Annotated in this window: 15 protein-coding genes and 1 tRNA gene; 8 read left to right on the forward strand and 8 right to left on the reverse strand. The window is 70.7% G+C overall.

Features of this window, described 5'->3' with window-relative positions; translation table 11 throughout:
* The 3 genes from AC0I8G_RS11840 to AC0I8G_RS11850 form a co-directional block, all read right to left on the reverse strand.
* The coding region (locus AC0I8G_RS11840) for a hypothetical protein (protein WP_471730089.1) at positions 1–265 on the reverse strand (265 nt) is incomplete at its 3' end.
* A complete protein-coding gene (locus AC0I8G_RS11845; protein WP_471730090.1) occupies positions 262–1,311 on the reverse strand; it encodes a DUF58 domain-containing protein in 1,050 nt (349 codons plus the stop codon). The genes AC0I8G_RS11845 and AC0I8G_RS11840, both read right to left, overlap by 4 nt.
* On the reverse strand, positions 1,308–2,306 hold the full coding sequence (locus AC0I8G_RS11850) for an AAA family ATPase (RefSeq protein ID WP_471730091.1): 999 nt from the start codon (positions 2,304–2,306) through the stop codon (positions 1,308–1,310). The genes AC0I8G_RS11845 and AC0I8G_RS11850 overlap by 4 nt, the downstream gene beginning before the upstream one ends.
* Before the next feature lie 164 nt (positions 2,307–2,470).
* On the opposite strand from AC0I8G_RS11850, the gene AC0I8G_RS11855 reads away from it, so the two are divergent.
* A tRNA-Leu gene (locus AC0I8G_RS11855) sits at positions 2,471–2,555 on the forward strand.
* 246 nt (positions 2,556–2,801) lie between these two features.
* Here AC0I8G_RS11855 and AC0I8G_RS11860 read toward each other — a convergent pair.
* Complete coding sequence (locus tag AC0I8G_RS11860) at positions 2,802–3,290, reverse strand: hypothetical protein (RefSeq protein WP_471730092.1); 489 nt, start codon at positions 3,288–3,290, stop codon at positions 2,802–2,804.
* Between the two features lie 480 nt (positions 3,291–3,770).
* Between AC0I8G_RS11860 and AC0I8G_RS11865 the strand changes: the two genes are divergently transcribed.
* Both AC0I8G_RS11865 and AC0I8G_RS11870 read left to right on the forward strand, forming a co-directional pair.
* The gene (locus AC0I8G_RS11865; RefSeq protein ID WP_471730093.1) at positions 3,771–4,256 is read left to right on the forward strand and encodes a hypothetical protein; all 486 of its coding nucleotides are present in this window, start codon (positions 3,771–3,773) and stop codon (positions 4,254–4,256) included.
* 160 nt (positions 4,257–4,416) lie between these two features.
* Positions 4,417–4,950 carry a hypothetical protein gene (locus AC0I8G_RS11870; RefSeq protein ID WP_471730094.1) on the forward strand — a complete coding sequence of 178 codons (534 nt, stop codon included), beginning with the start codon at positions 4,417–4,419 and terminating at the stop codon, positions 4,948–4,950.
* A 232-nt stretch (positions 4,951–5,182) separates the two neighbouring features.
* Here AC0I8G_RS11870 and AC0I8G_RS11875 read toward each other — a convergent pair whose 3' ends face one another.
* From AC0I8G_RS11875 to AC0I8G_RS11890, 4 genes are all read right to left on the reverse strand, one after another.
* A complete protein-coding gene (locus tag AC0I8G_RS11875; protein WP_471730267.1) occupies positions 5,183–5,683 on the reverse strand; it encodes a flavin reductase family protein in 501 nt (166 codons plus the stop codon).
* A 436-nt stretch (positions 5,684–6,119) separates the two neighbouring features.
* Positions 6,120–6,650, reverse strand: coding sequence for a riboflavin kinase (locus tag AC0I8G_RS11880; RefSeq protein WP_471730095.1), 531 nt, complete (start codon positions 6,648–6,650; stop codon positions 6,120–6,122).
* Between the two features lie 71 nt (positions 6,651–6,721).
* Positions 6,722–8,032: an NtaA/DmoA family FMN-dependent monooxygenase gene (locus AC0I8G_RS11885; protein WP_471730096.1), complete on the reverse strand. Its 1,311-nt coding sequence runs from the start codon at positions 8,030–8,032 to the stop codon at positions 6,722–6,724.
* 2 nt (positions 8,033–8,034) lie between these two features.
* Positions 8,035–9,342 (reverse strand): NtaA/DmoA family FMN-dependent monooxygenase, encoded by a 1,308-nt coding sequence (locus AC0I8G_RS11890; RefSeq protein WP_471730097.1) that lies wholly within the window; start codon positions 9,340–9,342, stop codon positions 8,035–8,037.
* 408 nt (positions 9,343–9,750) lie between these two features.
* On the opposite strand from AC0I8G_RS11890, the gene AC0I8G_RS11895 reads away from it, so the two are divergent.
* From AC0I8G_RS11895 to AC0I8G_RS11915, 5 genes are read left to right on the forward strand one after another with little or no spacing between them, the layout of a single operon-like run.
* A complete protein-coding gene (locus AC0I8G_RS11895; RefSeq protein WP_471730098.1) occupies positions 9,751–10,554 on the forward strand; it encodes an ABC transporter ATP-binding protein in 804 nt (267 codons plus the stop codon).
* A complete protein-coding gene (locus AC0I8G_RS11900; protein ID WP_471730099.1) occupies positions 10,551–11,663 on the forward strand; it encodes an ABC transporter permease in 1,113 nt (370 codons plus the stop codon). The genes AC0I8G_RS11895 and AC0I8G_RS11900 overlap by 4 nt, the downstream gene beginning before the upstream one ends.
* Complete coding sequence (locus AC0I8G_RS11905; RefSeq protein ID WP_471730100.1) at positions 11,660–12,547, forward strand: ABC transporter permease; 888 nt, start codon at positions 11,660–11,662, stop codon at positions 12,545–12,547. The genes AC0I8G_RS11900 and AC0I8G_RS11905 overlap by 4 nt, the downstream gene beginning before the upstream one ends.
* A gap of 33 nt (positions 12,548–12,580) precedes the next feature.
* Complete coding sequence (locus AC0I8G_RS11910; protein ID WP_471730101.1) at positions 12,581–14,233, forward strand: ABC transporter substrate-binding protein; 1,653 nt, start codon at positions 12,581–12,583, stop codon at positions 14,231–14,233.
* Positions 14,230–15,561, forward strand: coding sequence for an NtaA/DmoA family FMN-dependent monooxygenase (locus AC0I8G_RS11915; RefSeq protein WP_471730102.1), 1,332 nt, complete (start codon positions 14,230–14,232; stop codon positions 15,559–15,561). Before AC0I8G_RS11910 ends, AC0I8G_RS11915 begins: the two co-directional genes overlap by 4 nt.
* The last annotated feature ends 7 nt before the right edge of the window (positions 15,562–15,568 follow it).

Genomic DNA, 15,568 nt, shown 5'->3' on the forward strand with positions numbered 1-15,568 from the left:
GCCACACCGCACCCGCCCCCGCCGCGAGGACCCCCGTCCACGCCCGCGCCGAGCGCGACGACGTCGCGCGCCGCACCAGCGCCGCCAGGCCCAGACCCACCGCCGTCGTCGCGACACCGCCCACCGGCAGTCCACCGGTCACGGCCAGACCCCACGCCGCGCCCAGCACCGCCACCGCCGCGCACACCAGCGACGCACGGTCCGCCCCGTGCGTGGCGTAGGGATCCGCCGCCGCCTCGATCGACGTCTTCGACCGCCTGCTCACGCGAACCGCCACCCCGTCCCCAGCTCGCCCACCAGCACCCGACCGTCACGACCAGCGGCTGCGCGCGCGGCCACCTCGTCCACCGGTGTCGGCCCGCCCGCCGCCGCCAGCACGTCCAGAGCCCCCAGGCCCTCATCCGACGTCCCCGCGAGCACGACCCGGACCACCCGCCCCGAACCCAGCTCCCGACGCACCAGCGCCGCAGCAGAGGCCAGCAGCTCCTCCCACGCCACCCCGTCACCCGGCCCGTCACCGGAGGCAGCGCCACCGAGCGCCACCACCAGCAGACCCACCGGCTCCGCCTCCCGCTCCACCACCACCAACCCCGCGCCCGCACCCCGCGAGGGACCCGAGAGCGCACCCCGACGCGCACTCGCCCGCCAGTGCACCGCTGACACCCGGTCCCCCCGCCGGAACGGACGCACCCCCGCCACGTCCTCCGCCCCGGCGCTCGCGGGCGGGATCGCCGGCGAGGGCGGCGTCGCCGGTGCGGGGTGGACGTGCACGGGTGCGGCGACGCGCCCGACCCGTTCCACGGTCAGCAACCCGAGGCTGTCCGCCGCCTCGACGAGGACCTCCGGTCCCGGGCTGAAGCAGCGGACGGCGGCCTCGCGGGGAACGCGCAGCGCGACGGTCACTCCGGCCGGGATCCCGGGCACTGCGGTGTGACCCGCCGCGAAGGCGTCGCCGCGGAAGTGCAGGACGGCCGGGGGGAGGTCCCGCGGCCCGTGGTTGTGCAGGTGGAAGACGTGCTCCACCACCTCGCCCACCCGCGTCCGGGCCGGCACCTCGACCCGCACCGACAGCGTCCAGACCCGCGGCAGCGTCGCGACGGCCACCCCGACCGCGGCCAGCAGCAGGCACGCCACCAGAGCGATCCAGCGGTTGCCGACCCCGAAGGAGAGCAGCAGCAACGCCGGCCCCGCCGTCGCGACGAGGATCGGGCGCATCCGCAGGACCTTGTCCGCGTTCGGCCGGGTCAGCAGGACCTCGCGCTCCAGAACGGGGTCAGGGCCGGGGACGGGACCGGGTCGCGCGTCGCTCACCGGTGGATCGGCACGGCCGTGCCGGCGACGAGACCCGCCGCGAGACGTTCCTGCGCCAGCGTGCGCGACGCCGTCCCCAGGGCGTCCGCGAACCGGTGTTCCTCCGCCGGCACCAGCCGGTGCGCGAGCACGGGCACCACAAGGGCCTGCACGTCCTCGGGCAGCACGTGGTCCCGCCCGCCCAGCAGCGCCCGCGCCTGCGCGCACCGCACCAGCGTCAACGCCGCCCGCGTCCCCGCCCCCGACACGATCCGCGGGTCCGTGCGCGTCGCCCGGGTCAGCGTCAGCGCGAGGTCGAGGGTCGCCTCCGCCACGTGCACCTGCGCCGTCGCCCGCTGCAACCCGATCAGGTCGCTCAACGCCAGCACCGGCGACAACGCCTCCGGACGGTTGCCCGCCAACTGCTCCCGCAGCACCTGCCGCTCCACGTCCTCACCGATGGGACCCAGCACCAACCGCACCGCGAACCGGTCCAGCTGCCCCTCCGGCAACGGGTACGTGCCGTGCTGCTCCACCGGGTTCTGGGTCGCCACCAGCACGAACGGATCGGGCAACCGGTGCCGGACACCGTCCACGGTCACCGCCCGTTCCTCCATCGCCTCCAGGAACGCCGACTGCGTCCGCGGGGAGGTCCGGTTCAGCTCGTCCACCAGGACGACCGGCGCGAACAACGGACCCGGCACGAACCGGAACCCCTCGACCGCCGGGTCCCACATCCCCGACCCCGTCACGTCCGCCGGCAACAGGTCCGCCGTCGCCTGAACCCGCGCGCAGTCCGCCCCCAGCGACGCCGCGAACGCCGTCGCCATCGTCGTCTTCCCGCTCCCCGGGACGTCCTCGATCAGCACGTGCCCCCGCGCCAGGACCGCCGTCACCAGCAGCTCCACCGCCTGCCGCCGCCCCCGGACGACACGCTCGATCCCCTCCACCAGGGAGCGCGCGGCGCTCGCGGGGTCCGTGGTCGACGGGGCGGTCTCGGGCAGGGCGTGGCTCACCTCCGGTGGATCGGCACCCCGCGTGGACCACAGGAGGTGTGGCGCAGCAGCTTCCCCCGTCCGGAGCACCCCGTCGGCCCCGGACACGTGGCGTGATCGAGGCTCCTAGCGTGCTACGGTTTTCCTCGTTCGCACCGGCCGGAAGGCACGGGTGGGCACCACTCGTCCGGGTGGCGGAATAGGCAGACGCGCTAGCTTGAGGTGCTAGTCCACGTATAGTGGGTGGGGGTTCAAGTCCCCCCTCGGACACTCGTTGAGACAGCGACGGGACAGGCTCTGACCAGCGGAAACGCAGGTCGGGGCCTTTTTCGTTCCCCGCTCCGGTCCTTCCGGCGTCCGTGGGCGACGGTGGGTGCGACTGGGGTCCGGACCACGTCCGGTCCACCGGTCGCACCCGGGGACGACCCTTGCTGAACGACACCCGGCCCGAAGGCGCTCAGGGTGAGAAGACCGCGCTCGACGACCACCGCCGACCGCGGTCCCGCTCGAGGGGGGTCAGCGCCGTGCGAGGAGCGGGGCGAGTCCGCGCGCCATGTCGCGAGCGCGGGGCAGGTCGCTCACCGCGGCAGGGCGACGCACCGCCAGCACCCCCTCCCGCGGATCGGGGTCGGTGATGTCCAGGACCACGGCGCGGCCGTCGTTGAGCATGGCGTCCAGGAGGCGCTCGGCGTCAGAGGCCGCGGCGGCCACGCGGGAACGCAGCAGGTGTCCGACGGCGGTGGTGCGGGCCAGGCGCAGGAGCAGCCTGTCGTCGTCGAGGTGAGCCAGTTCGGGGCGGTTCAGCAGCATCCGGGCCAGCGCGCTGATGTCGGCGGCCGAGGCGGGCTGGGGCGTGGCGGGGCGCACGGCAGACGACCCGTTGCGGTGGGTCGTGCTCGGACGCGGGTGGTGCTGCACTGGGTCCTCCTCGAACGCGGCCTGGTCACCCCGCTGCTCGTGGGCTTCCTGCTCTCCCTGCTCTTCGGCGGGTGGAGCGGGCAGCACGATCGCCTGTTCGGGGGGTGCTACCACCGAGTGCGCCCACCGATGAGCTGTGTCGTGGCCTGACGTGGCGGCGTGGCCGAGGTCACGCACCTGTCCGGCAGCTCGAAAGTGCTGATCTCTCGTTCTGCCCCCCATCAGGGGGGCGTGTGGTTACCGTGTGCCAGTGCCGGAACTGTGCGTGTCCGACCTGGCGTTCACCCACGTCGGTTCCCACCTCATCGTGGACTGCCCCACCGAGCGGGGGCCTCAGCCCTACGCGGGCGTCCTCTTCGACGTCGTGCACCGCGCGGGTGGTCCGTCCTGGTTGTCCTTCCGCGTGCACGGAACGCCGGTCGTCCTGGTGGTCGAGGACCCCTCGACCACGACCGTGTTCCTGGAAGAGGTCGAGCCTCCCGTCGGTCCGGCGAGTGTTCCTCGCCAGCTCGAGCATGACAGCGAGCCACTCAGGCAACACACACGGTGATGTGACATGGTCAGGTCGTGTCCCGTTCTCCCTCGTCCCACTCCACGTTCTGCGGCCAGACACTTCAGACGAAAGGGTGGGCGCGCGCGAAGCGCAACCACCCGACTGCTCCGAGCGGCATCGAGCTGGAACCGGACACCCTCGGCCCTGACCGCGCCACGCAGGACTCCCGCCTTCCCGACGACGGGATGCCCGCCCACCTGATCGGCTCCCAGCGCAGCGGTGGCTCGGGCACCTTCGAGCAGGCGGGAGGACGACGAGCACTGCTCAGAGCGTGGTGGGAGCAGGTGGACCAGGCCACCTGCGCACGGCTGCTGGCTCTGGGTGAGGGGGACTTCCTCCCCGGTGACCTCGCGTTGGACGCACAGATGGCGGGGGTCTCGGTGATCGCCGTCGGCACTGTCCTCGTGGATGGTGGCTACGAAGCCCTCTACGAGCAGCCCGACGTCCTGACGGACCTGCTGAGGGAGGAACAAGAGCAGGCCCAGAGCGACGCCCCGTGACTTCACCGGTCTGCGCCCATCGCGGGGAGAGGCAGCGACCGGGACACCGGCGAACCCGTCGCGACCACCTCACCGGTCAGCACGGATCTGCTGCATGATCAGGTGACGACCACGTCACGCAGGTCGTCCACGGTCGCTCGGGTCGTCGAGGAGGTGCGGCATGGATCGCTTCGAGCTCGACGTCGACGTCCCGCAGCTCCCGGCTGACTTCACCGCCGCTGGTACGTCGTCGACGCTACCGCCTCGTCCACCGGGGCTGCTGGGTGAGCTGCAGGAGATCATCCTCGGCGTCTTCGCGGACTCCGACGACCTCCTTCCCCTCGACGCGGTCCGGCAGGAGGTGTGGCGGCGACTGCCGGACGACGTGCGCACCTCCTGGCTGGTGCTGGTGATCGGCGGCAACATCAGTGCCACCCTCGCGCACCTCAGCGACGCTGGTCACCTGATCAGACACCGCAGGGGCTGGAGCCGCAGGCGGTACCAGCTGCGTGGGGACGAGGCACCACCTGCGCCGACGTCGTCAGGTCCCCACGACGGCCTCCCCGCCAGCGGCACGGCGCAGCCGGGCGGGACCCCCAGGACCCGCGCGCCCGGCAACACCCGGAGAACCGGCGAGCCGAACCGCTCGAGCCCGACCCCGCAGAACGGTCACCCTCCGCTGGCCGACGGGTGGGAGCAGGACCCACTCCTCTGACCTGATCGGTCACACCCCGCGCACTGCTGAGGAACCGGTACGAGCCCCACTGCTGTGCCACGGCCGCCGTGGAGGTGTTGCTACCGGGCCGGAAGCATCTCCTGACCGGCAGAGGCAGTGGCCCGCGGGGGAGGAGTCCAACGTTCCGCGTGGGCGTCCAGCGCGGTGGTGGTCGTGGCGGTCAGGGTGCGCGAACCGACCTTCGGGTTGCCGCAGACGACGACGGTCCGCATCAGGCGGTGGCCTTCGGGGTGAGCGTGCGGAAGGCGGAGGAGTGCCACACCAGGGGCTCGGTGTCGGGGGCGTTGCCCATCGCGTGGACCTGCAGGAGGACCACGTCGTGGTCACCGGCGGGGACCTCGGAGTAGATCGAGCACTCGAGCCAGACGGGAGCACCGTGGACGAAGTTCGCACCGGAGTCCAGCGTCGTGGTGTCGATGCCGGCGAAGCGGTCGGCGGCCTTGGAGGCCAGCTGGCGGGCCGCGAGGTCGTGGGCCTCGCCGAGGACGGAGACGCCGATGCGGCCACCGGCGGTGGCGCCCGCCTTCAGCTTGGGCCAGCTGGTGGAGGTGTGCTGCACGGCGAAGAGGACCAGGGGTGGGTCGAGCGAGATGCCGACCTGGAAGGAGGAGGCCACCAGCACGACGGGTTCGGGTCCGTCGCCGGTGTCGACGATGGCGGAGAGGGCGGCGACGCCGGAGGGGAAGAGCGCGAAGGTGGTGCGCAGGGCCATCGGGTCGTCCTCGAAGGCGACCAGTGCGAGGGGGACCGTGGTGGAAGCGTGAGTCACGGGCGGAGACCTTTCGAACTGTCGGATGGGGCAGCGATCCTGCCGGGGGCGGTCCTGGTGATGGTGGGGCGAGCGGCGAGGACGAGGTCGCTGGTCGTGGGATAGGCCCAGCGCAGCTGTCCCAGCGGTAGCCCGGTGCGTTCGGCGACGGCTTCGTGCGACGGCTGACCCTCCTGCAGCAGTACGAGCACCGCCTCGGCTACAAGAAGTGCCCGCCGTTCGGCGCGCTGGGAACGACGTCGTGCCAGGTCCTGCGCACCTTCGCTCGCTGCGGCCTGCGGATCGCTCTGCCCGCTGCGGTGGGCGGAACGGCGCACCGGGTACCGCCGTCCGGCGTGGAGGGTGAGGACAGGTGCGGGGCCCGAGCTCGGCGCGGGTGTCACCGTGGCCGCGTTCCCGCGTCGCCCAGCAGGTGGTGCAGACCTGCGTCCACGGCCCACTGCCGAGTTTCCGCCACGTCACGGCGCAGCTGTTCCACGAGTTCCGCGGACCCGGCGTAACGGCGCTGGGGTCGGAGCCGGACGTGCAGGTGGATCCGGACGGCGCGCCCGTAGAGGTCGCCGTCGAAGTCGAGCAGGTTGGCCTCGAGCAGCCTCTCGCCGTCCTTGCCGTAGTAGGTGGGTCGGTGTCCCACCGAGACGGCGGCGACGTGCACCGTTCCTCCGGTTCCGTCGAGAGCCTGGTCCAGCTGCACCGTGCCGGCCCACACCCCGTCCTTCAGTCCGTGCTCGGGGACGGCCACGTTCGCCGTCGGGAAGCCGAGCAACCGGCCGCGTTCGTCACCGTGCTCCACGACTCCTTCGACGAGCAGGGGGGTGTGCTCACCTCGGGGGGCCGGGACGTCCGTGCGCGTGCGCGGGCGCGGGGGCGTGGACGTCGGGTCGGGAACCTTCGCCGTGATCGGGTGCATGTCGTGCTCCTCTCACATCTTCCTGGTGGGGACGTCGTTCCTGGTGGTGGGAATGTCGGCGGCGGGTACGGTCACACGTCTTCGGCGAGGTGCCCGGCGAGGGTGGTGGCGGAGTACTCGCGGCGGGCGCGGCCTGCCTGCTGCAGAACGGGAACGACCCCGTCGACCACCTCGTCCACGAACCGCATCGTCAGCTCCCCGGACCCGGCGTAGAAGAGGAACCCGTCACCGCCGGTCGCGTCGAGCGTCTCGGCCATCTGCGCCGCAACCGTGTCGGGCGATCCCACGAGTTCGATGCTCTCCGTCTGGTCGTCGATCAGGGCGTCGCGGAACGTCTTGCCGACGTGGCGCCGGGCGAACTCCGCGCTGATGCTCTGACCGTCGTCGGCCATCGCCGGCAGTGGCGCGTCGAGGTCGTAGCGCGACCAGTCGACGCTTCCGCCGCTCATCATCGCCAGCCGTTGCCGCGCGCGCGCGTCACGTCGGGCGAACTGCCGTTCCCGCACCGTCCGGGCCTCGGCGTCGGTCTCCGCGATGGTCGGGGTCACGATGAAGAGCACCTTGCACGTGGCGGGGTCGCGGCCCGCGACCTCAGCCGCCCGTCGGACGTCGTCGACGTAGGTGCGCATCTGCTCGAGGCCCTTGGGCAGGGCTACGACGGTGTCGGCGTGGCGCGCCGCGAACGCGCGCCCGCGCGCGGAGCCCCCGGCCTGGCAGATGACGGGTCGGTACTGAGGACTGGGCGGGGAGTTGAGTGGACCGCGTGAGGAGTACCACTTCCCCTCGAAGTCCACCGTGTGCACCTTGGAGGCGTCGACGTAGGTGTCGCTGGCTCGATCGGCGACGACGGCGTCCTCCTCCCAAGACTCCCACAACCGCACCACGAGCTCGATGAACTCCTCCGCCATGTCGTAGCGCAGCTCGTGGGCTGACGCCCCGTCGCGCAGCGCGCCATCGCGGATCCCGAAGTTCGCCAACGCCTGGTCGGGGGCGCCGGTCACCACGTTCCAGCCCGCCCGGCCCCTGCTGAGGTGATCGAGCGTGCGGATCAACCGGGCCAGCAGGAACGGCGGGTAGAACGTCGTGTTCCCGGTGACGACGAGACCCAGGTGACGGGTCTCGCGAGCGATCGCCGCGGCCAGCGGCATCGGGTCGTTCTTCGGGGCCCGCGCCATCTGCCGCAGTTCCAGCTCGAACGACCCGCCGTAAGTGTTCGAGACGTAGCTGGAGTCCTCCAGCAGCAGGTAGTCGAAGCGCGCCTCCTCCAGACGACGGGCGAGGTTGACGTGGAAGTCACCTGACATCCAGGTGTCCGCCGCCCGGCCGGAGAACTCCCGGTTCCAGGAGGGGGTGAGGTAGTTCGTGAACCAGCCCAGGTGCACGGTCAGAACTCCAGCAGGTTGTCGCGGAACAATTCGTGCTCGTAGCGGCGACGGACCCGGCCGATGTCGGAAAGGGCACCGACGAGACCGTCGGTGAGCTCGGCGATGGCCTTGCGGCTGCCGCCCCCGGTGATGAGGTAGCCATCGCCGCCGACCTCGTCGAACTCCTCCGCCATCGCCGCGGCGACCTTGTCCGGGGTCCCCACGAACGCTGGGTTCGTGTAGCGGGTGGCCCACGCCCCGGTCGCCTCGCGCAGCGTCGAGCCAAGACCCACGAACTTCTCCAGCGTGGTGCGGTGCCCGTTGGTCTCCAGCTCACCCAGTGGAGCGTCGGGGTCGACGGTGGAGAAGTCGATCTCCGTCAGCGCACCCATGTGGCCGAGGCTGACTTCGACGGCCGCTTCACTGGGGTTGCGCATCTCCTCGAAGATCCGGTCCGCCTCCGACTGCGAGGCGGCGACGATCGGTACGGTGATGTACATGACCTTGATCGAGTCGGGGTCGCGACCGACGCCCTTGGCGCGGTGGCGGACGTCGTCGCGGAAGTCGCGCATCTCGGTGATGCCCTGCGCGGCGCAGATGATCGCGTCGGCGTGGCGTGCGGCGAACTCACGTCCACGCGGCGATCCGCCCGCCTGCAGGTAGACCGGCCGCCGCTGCGGCGAGGGCAGCGTGTTGAGGGGCCCGCGGACCTTGTAGAACCGGCCCTCGTGGTGGATGGGCGCGACGTGCGAGGCGTCGACGTAGGTTCCGGTGGCCTTGTCCGCCACCAGGGCTCCCTCACCCCAGGAGCTCCACAGCCCTTCCACGACCTCCAGGAACTCATCGGCCCGGTCGTAGCGGCTGTCGTGCTCGTAGAGGGTGTCCAGGCCGAAGTTCTGCGCTGCCCGGTCCTCCGAAGAGGTCACAACGTTCCAACCCGCCCGGCCACCGGAGAGGTGGTCGATGGTGGACATCGAGCGCGCCAGCAGGAACGGCGGGTAGAAGGACGTCGAGGCGGTGGCGACGATGCCGATGTGCTTCGTCTCCCGCGCCAGCACCGGGGCCAGCGTGAGCGGGTCGTGCTTGGGGGCGTAGAGGGAGTGCTTGAGGTCGGCGTCCATGGTGCCACGGAACCCGTCGGACACCATGGAGGAGTCCTCAAGCATCATGAAGTCGAACTTCGCGCGCTCCATCGCACGGATCCAGTCGACGTGGTAGTCGCCGTTGGTCCATTCCCGTGCCTCGTCCGCGCTGACCCAGGGGGTCGTCCAGGCGGGTCGGGTGAAGTTCATGAACCAGCCGAGGTGCATCTTCCGGGGAGCGCTCAAGGCGTCGAGTCCTCACTCGTCGGCGGTCGGGGTGGTCCCGCTGAGTGTCTCCGAACCATTGTTTCCACCGAACGTCACGACAGTTAACGAGCTGTTGCGCCACCCGTCCGAGCAGGAAACCGTCGAAGAACGCCGTCGGGGCCTCCACCGGTCCGGTCGGCCCTACGTCGGCCCTGCGTCGGCCCTGCGTCGGCGCCGTGTCAGTGCAAGTGGCGTTAATGCCCCATTTCAGGCCTCTGACCTGCGGTTGCGCCCGGCGAAACGTCTCCGACACGTGTTCGGGACACGCCGGAAACCCGCCGCCTGCATGCTCAGCACCACGCAGTCCGGACACCGGTGTACCGCCTGCACCCCGGATCGGCACCGTCGATCCGGGCCTGCCCCGAGCACGTCGACGCAGGAGGTGCCGTGAGCGAAGACCGACCAGCGCAACTGACGCAGCTGGCCGCCGACGAGGTCGTCAAGACCTACCGTCGCGGAGCTGCGCCGGCCGTGGCCGGCATCGACCTGGAGATCGGGCCGGACACCGCGCTCGGTATCGTCGGGGAGTCCGGGTCGGGGAAATCGACCCTGGCCCGCATGCTCGCCGGCCTGGAGACCCCCACCAGTGGTCGAGTGGTCCTCGACGGCGAACCCGTCCAGAACCTGCTCCGGTCCCGAACCGGCCGCAACGACTTCCGGCGCGCCGTGCAGTACATCGCGCAGGACACCAGCTCCTCCTTCGACCCGCGCCGGACCCTCCGAGACTCCGTCCGGCTGCCACTGCTGCGGTTGCTCGGACTGCAGAAGGCGGCGGCCGACGCCCGCGTCGACGAGGTCCTGAGCTCGCTCGAGATCGCCCCGCACCTCGCGGACCGACTGCCGCGCAGCGTCTCCGGTGGTCAGCGTCAACGGTTCGCGATCGCCCGCGCCCTCGTCGTCGGCCCCCGGGTGCTGATCTGCGACGAGGTCGTGTCTGCCCTGGACGTCAGCGTCCAGGGCGCGGTGCTGAACCACCTGCGTCGGCACACGGTCGCCACGGGCTGCGGACTGGTCTTCGTCTCCCACGGCCTGCCCGCGACGGCCTTCATCTCCTCACACCTGCTCGTCGTGAAGTCGGGACAGGTCGTCGAGCAGGGAACGGTGGACCAGATCGTGGACGACCCGCAGCACCAGTACACCCGTACGCTCCTCGCCGCCCACTCCGGTCCTCACCTCGAGGCCGCCTCGTGAGCGCCGGTGTCGACGTGGCCGCCCCGCCCGTCGTGACCCCGACGTCGGCCCGCAGCGGATCGAGTGCGGGTCGCCTCTTCCAGCGCCACCGGTGGTGGCTGACCCGGCTACTGGCCCTGCCACTGCACCTCTTCCTCTTCGCCATCGCGGCGTTCTTCTTGGTCCGGCTGATCCCCGGTGACCCCGCCCGCGAGGTCGTGGGCCCTGAGGCGACGCAGCAGGACTACGAGGCGACCCGGGAGCGGCTCGGCCTGAACGGGAGCCTGCCCGAGCAGCTCACGAGCTACGTCGCCCGGTTGCTGCACCTCGATCTCGGCAACGCCGTCGCCAACGGGCGCTCGGTGAGCGCCGAGATCGCGGACCGGCTGCCCGGGACGGTCGAGTTGGCGGTGATGGCGTTCTTCTGGCTGATCGTCATCACTCTCGTGCTCTCGACGGTGGTCGTGGCCCGACCGCGGACGCTCGCCGCCCGCATCGTCCGGGGGTACGCACAGGCCGCGGGGTCCGTCCCCGAGTTCGTCGTCGGTGTGTTCGGGATCTTCCTCTTCTACGCCACGCTGCACGTGGTCCCCTCACCCACCGGCCGCGTCCGCCCGGGACTGGTGAGCCCCGAGCCGGTCACGCACTTCCCGCTGCTCGACGCGGTCCTGCGGGGCGACCTGGTCATCATCAACTCGATGACTTCGCACCTGCTGCTGCCGGTGGCGGTGCTGGTCGTCTCGGTCTGTCCGGTGCTGCTGAAGCAGTTGCTCTCCTCCCTGCAGGAGGCGACGGCCTCGCAACCCACGAAGTTCATGGTGGCGTCCGGGGCGCCGCGCCGCGCGATCTGGTCGGCGACCTATCGTCGGGCCCTCCCACCCGTGGTCACCATGAGCGGCAACGTCTTCGGGTCGCTCATCGGTGGTGCGGTCATCCTCGAGTCCCTCTTCGGCCTCGGGGGGATGGGCAGCTACGCGGTCGACGCGGTGAGCACGACCGACTTCGTCGCCCTGCAGGGTTCCCTGCTCGTGGTCGGGGCGTTGTCGATGCTGGTGTTCCTGCTCGTCGACGTGGTCAACATGGTTCTCGACCCCCGCCGCAAGCCGGGGAGGCAGGTGGCGGGTTCGTGAGCGACGTCAAGGTCACCGACAGCGAACCCGCCCTCGCGGCAGAACCCGCTCCGGCCCCGAGGAAGCAGCGACGACTGCGGATCGGGACGGTGATCGCCTGCCTGCCCGTCCTCCTCGTACTGCTCATCGCGGTGATCGGTCCGTGGATCGCCCCGCTCGACCCGACCCGCGTCGCCGGGATCCCCTCCACCGCACCGGGCGGGAAGTTCCTGCTCGGCACCGACAACGCCGGTCTCGACGTGTTCTCCCGCACCCTGGCCGGTGCCCGCATCGACGTCGTCATCGCCACCTTCGCGACCCTGCTGGCCACCTCGGCCGGGATCGTCGTGGGCCTGGTCGTCGGGATGAACGAGTCCCGCGGCGGGTTCACGGGCTTCCTCGCCCGCAGCACCGCCCGCGGTATGGACCTCCTCGAGGCGGTCCCGACGATCATCGTCGCCCTCGTCGTGGTGTCGTTCTTCGGGACCAGCACACTGACCATGGTCGTCACCCTGGCGATCATCCTGGCGCCGTTGCAGGCCAGGCTGGTGCGCACCGAGGTGCTGCGGGTTCGCCACGACGCCTACCTCGACGCGGGACGACAGGCGGGGTTGACCGAGGTGGAACTCATCGTCCGCCACGTCCTGCCGAACTCGGTCACCCCCGCCTTCCAGAACGCCCCCGTCCTGTTCGGGGTGACGATCATCCTCACCGCGGCGCTCGGGTTCCTCGGTGTCGGTCTCCCGCCGCCCACGCCCGAGTGGGGCGCCATGATCACCCGTGGTGCGGGGGATGCGGCCGTCGGGAAGTTCTGGGCCGCCGGAGCCCCCGCCGTCGCCCTCTGCCTGACCGTCGCGAGCGTCTCGCTGCTTGGACGCCGCCTCGCCGGCGACCTCCGTCGCTGAGAAATCCCCTTCCCCCTGTCCCGAGGAGAACGCATGTCCTACAGCCCCACTCGCCGTCGGACTCTGCAGTACCTGACCGTCGGTGGAACCGTCGTCGGCCTGGGGGCGCTCTCGGCGTGCTCCGACGAGGCCCCCGCCGACGCGAGCGGCGCGGCGCGCGACTCCATCGTCGTCGTCAGCCCCGACCTGGCGTCGAACGTGGTGCGCGACTACGGCTACACCGCCGGCGCCGACAACCAGGACGTCACGAACAACCTGCACGCTCAACTCCTGCGCAAGCCCTACGTCGAGGACGGCAACGTCCTCAACCAGGACCTCTACACCTTCGACCCCTACCTCAGCGAGGGCTACGAGACCAGCGCCGACGGTCTGACGTTCACCTTCAAGCTCAAGCAGGGCGTGAAGAGCCAGCAGGGCAACGAACTCACCGCGGACGACGTCCTGTGGTCCTTCGAGCGCAAGTTCGCCACTCCGGGCGGCGGCATGGCCGGCTACTACAAGCCGATGCTCACCGACCCCGCCACCCAGATCAAGAAGATCGACGAGCACACCGTGAGCTTCACCGTCGAGAAGGCGGGTTACGGCCTGACCCTGCTGGCGAACCTCGCCGAGAACATCGGCTCGATCTACGACTCGACCTACCTCAAGGCCCACGCCACCGCTGCCGACCCCTACGCCGTCGCGTGGGGTGTCTCGGACATGATGAACGGCAACTTCGGTTTCGGCGCCTACAAGCTCGAGTCCGTCACCGCCGGCCAGGAGATCGTCATGGTCTCCAACCCTGACTTCGTCCTCGGCGAACCGCCGATCGAGCGGATGACCCGTCGTCTGGTCGAGGACGCCGCCACCCGCGCCAACATGGTCAAGAGCGGCGACGCCGACGTGGCGATCTCGCTGCGTCCCGCCGACCAGAAGGCCCTCGAGAGCGACCCGGCTGTCACGGTGCCGGACACCAAGACCAACAGCTACCTGCTGATGGCCATGAACACCACGCAGCCGCCGTTCGACGACCCGGCCGTGCGCTACGCGATGGCGTTCGCCATCCCCTACGAGCAGATCATCTCCGACGTCTTCTTCGACCGGGCCTACCAGTACAACCACGTCCTCGACGACACCGCGCCGGGCTACGACGACAGCGGCCTGCCGGAGCTCGCCTTCGACGCGACGAAGGCGAAGCAGATGCTCGCGGCGGCCGGGGTCACGAACCTGACCTTCACCCTGAGCGTCAACAACGCCGTCCCCTCGGTGCAGGACACCGCGATCCAGATCCAGTCCGCGATGGCCGACGCCGGGATCACCGTCACGATCGCGGAACTACCTGCGGCTCAGCTGAACCAGGACTCCCTCGACGGCAAGCTCCAGGCCAGCCTGGCCACCGGCTCCGCGGTCACCAACACCCCGCCGTACATGCTGTCGTTGCTCACCCAGCCCGGTGGCGGGTCGAACACCGCTCTCTGGAACGACCCCGAGTTCCTCGCCGAGGTGGCCGCCGGTCTGGATTCCGGCGACGCCCTGGGCGCGCCGGCCATGGCTCACTGGCAGAGCGCGGAACTCCGCATGGTCACCCAGGCCCCGTACGTGATGATCGCCCGGGTGAAGCCCGCCGCGGTCCTGACCTCGGCCCTCACCGGTTTCGCGCAGCGCACGGACTTCCGGATCGACTACTCCAACTTGAAGTTCGCATGACGCAGACCCCCGAGCGCACGGCGCGGAAGTTCCACCTGGGCTGGTTCGGCGCCTACGTACCGCACGCCTGGAACCAGCCCTTCGAGGGGAGCGAACGCAGCCACCGCGACTGGCTCGACGGCAGCTTCTACGTCTACCTCGCCCAGCAGCTGGATCGGGCCTGCTTCGACGTCCTGCTGCTCGAAGACTCCTCGATGGTCTCCGACACCTACGGCGGCACCGCCGAGGCAACCCTGGCCAGGGGGGTGTGGGCACCCAAGGGTGACCCGGTTGCGCTGGCTCCGCTGTTGACCGAGGCCACCCGCCACCTCGGGATCTCGATCACGGCCTCTACCAGCTTCTACCCGCCGTACCTGCTGGCCCGTTCGATGTCCACGCTGGACCACCTGTCCGGTGGACGCATCGGCTGGAACGTCGTCACCTCCAGCGAGGACCGGGCGGCGCAGAACTTCGGCGTGGACCGCCTGCCGCCGCACGACGAGCGCTACGAACGGGCGCAGGAGTACGTCGACCTCGTCGACGCGCTGTGGACCTCCTGGGAACCAGACGCGCTCGTCATGGACCGGGAGAGCAACACCTATGTCGACCACACCAAGGTCCACCCGATCGACTTCCACGGGAAGCACCACTCCTCCCGCGGGCCGCTGAACACCCTCCCGGCTCCGCAGGGCAGGCCCGTGGTCAGCCAGGCGGGTGGTTCCCCCAAGGGCCGCGACTTCGCCGCCCGCAGCGCCGACCTCGTGATGGCGCTGCCGAAGGGGGTCACGGCGATGAAGCAGTACCGCGACGACATCCGCGCCCGGGCCGAGGCGTACGGCCGCGACCCGGACGACGTCAAGGTCATGTTCATCATCTCCCCGATCCTGGGGGCCTCCGAGGCCGAGGCGGTCGAGCGTCGCGAACTCAAGCGCGAGGCGGTCCGCGCCGACCCCACCGGCCAACTCATCGGGTGGTCGGGCAGCATGGAGATCGACTTCTCCCAGTTCGACCTCGACGAACCACTGCCGGCGACCGCCCGCACCAACGGCCACCAGTCGACCCTCGACACCTTCCGGGCGTGGTCCGGGGAGCGGACGCTGCGCGAAGCTGTCCAGGACTACCGGACGGAGTCCCTGGAACTCGTCGGGACCCCGGACTCGGTGGCGGACCAGATGGAGGCCGCGATGGCCGAGGTCGGGGGCGACGGTTTCATGCTCTGGATGCAGCCCCCGACCCGGCAGTACGTCGCCGAGATCACCGACGGTCTCGTCCCCGCGCTGCAGCGACGCGGACTCGTCCGCACCGAGTACACCCACACGCACCTGCGCGACAACCTCCTCGAGTTCTGAAAGGCCA

The sequence above is a fragment of the Kineococcus sp. AC630 genome (assembly GCF_979255925.1).

What these genes read in the sequence shown, in the direction of transcription:
- AC0I8G_RS11915 (WP_471730102.1), top strand. Translation starts at nt 14,230, where the DNA reads ATGACGCAGACCCCCGAGCGCACGGCGCGGAAGTTCCACCTGGGCTGG.
- AC0I8G_RS11910 (WP_471730101.1), top strand. Translation starts at nt 12,581, where the DNA reads ATGTCCTACAGCCCCACTCGCCGTCGGACTCTGCAGTACCTGACCGTC.
- AC0I8G_RS11880 (WP_471730095.1), bottom strand. Translation starts at nt 6,650, where the DNA reads ATGCACCCGATCACGGCGAAGGTTCCCGACCCGACGTCCACGCCCCCG.
- AC0I8G_RS11870 (WP_471730094.1), top strand. Translation starts at nt 4,417, where the DNA reads ATGGATCGCTTCGAGCTCGACGTCGACGTCCCGCAGCTCCCGGCTGAC.
- AC0I8G_RS11875 (WP_471730267.1), bottom strand. Translation starts at nt 5,683, where the DNA reads ATGGCCCTGCGCACCACCTTCGCGCTCTTCCCCTCCGGCGTCGCCGCC.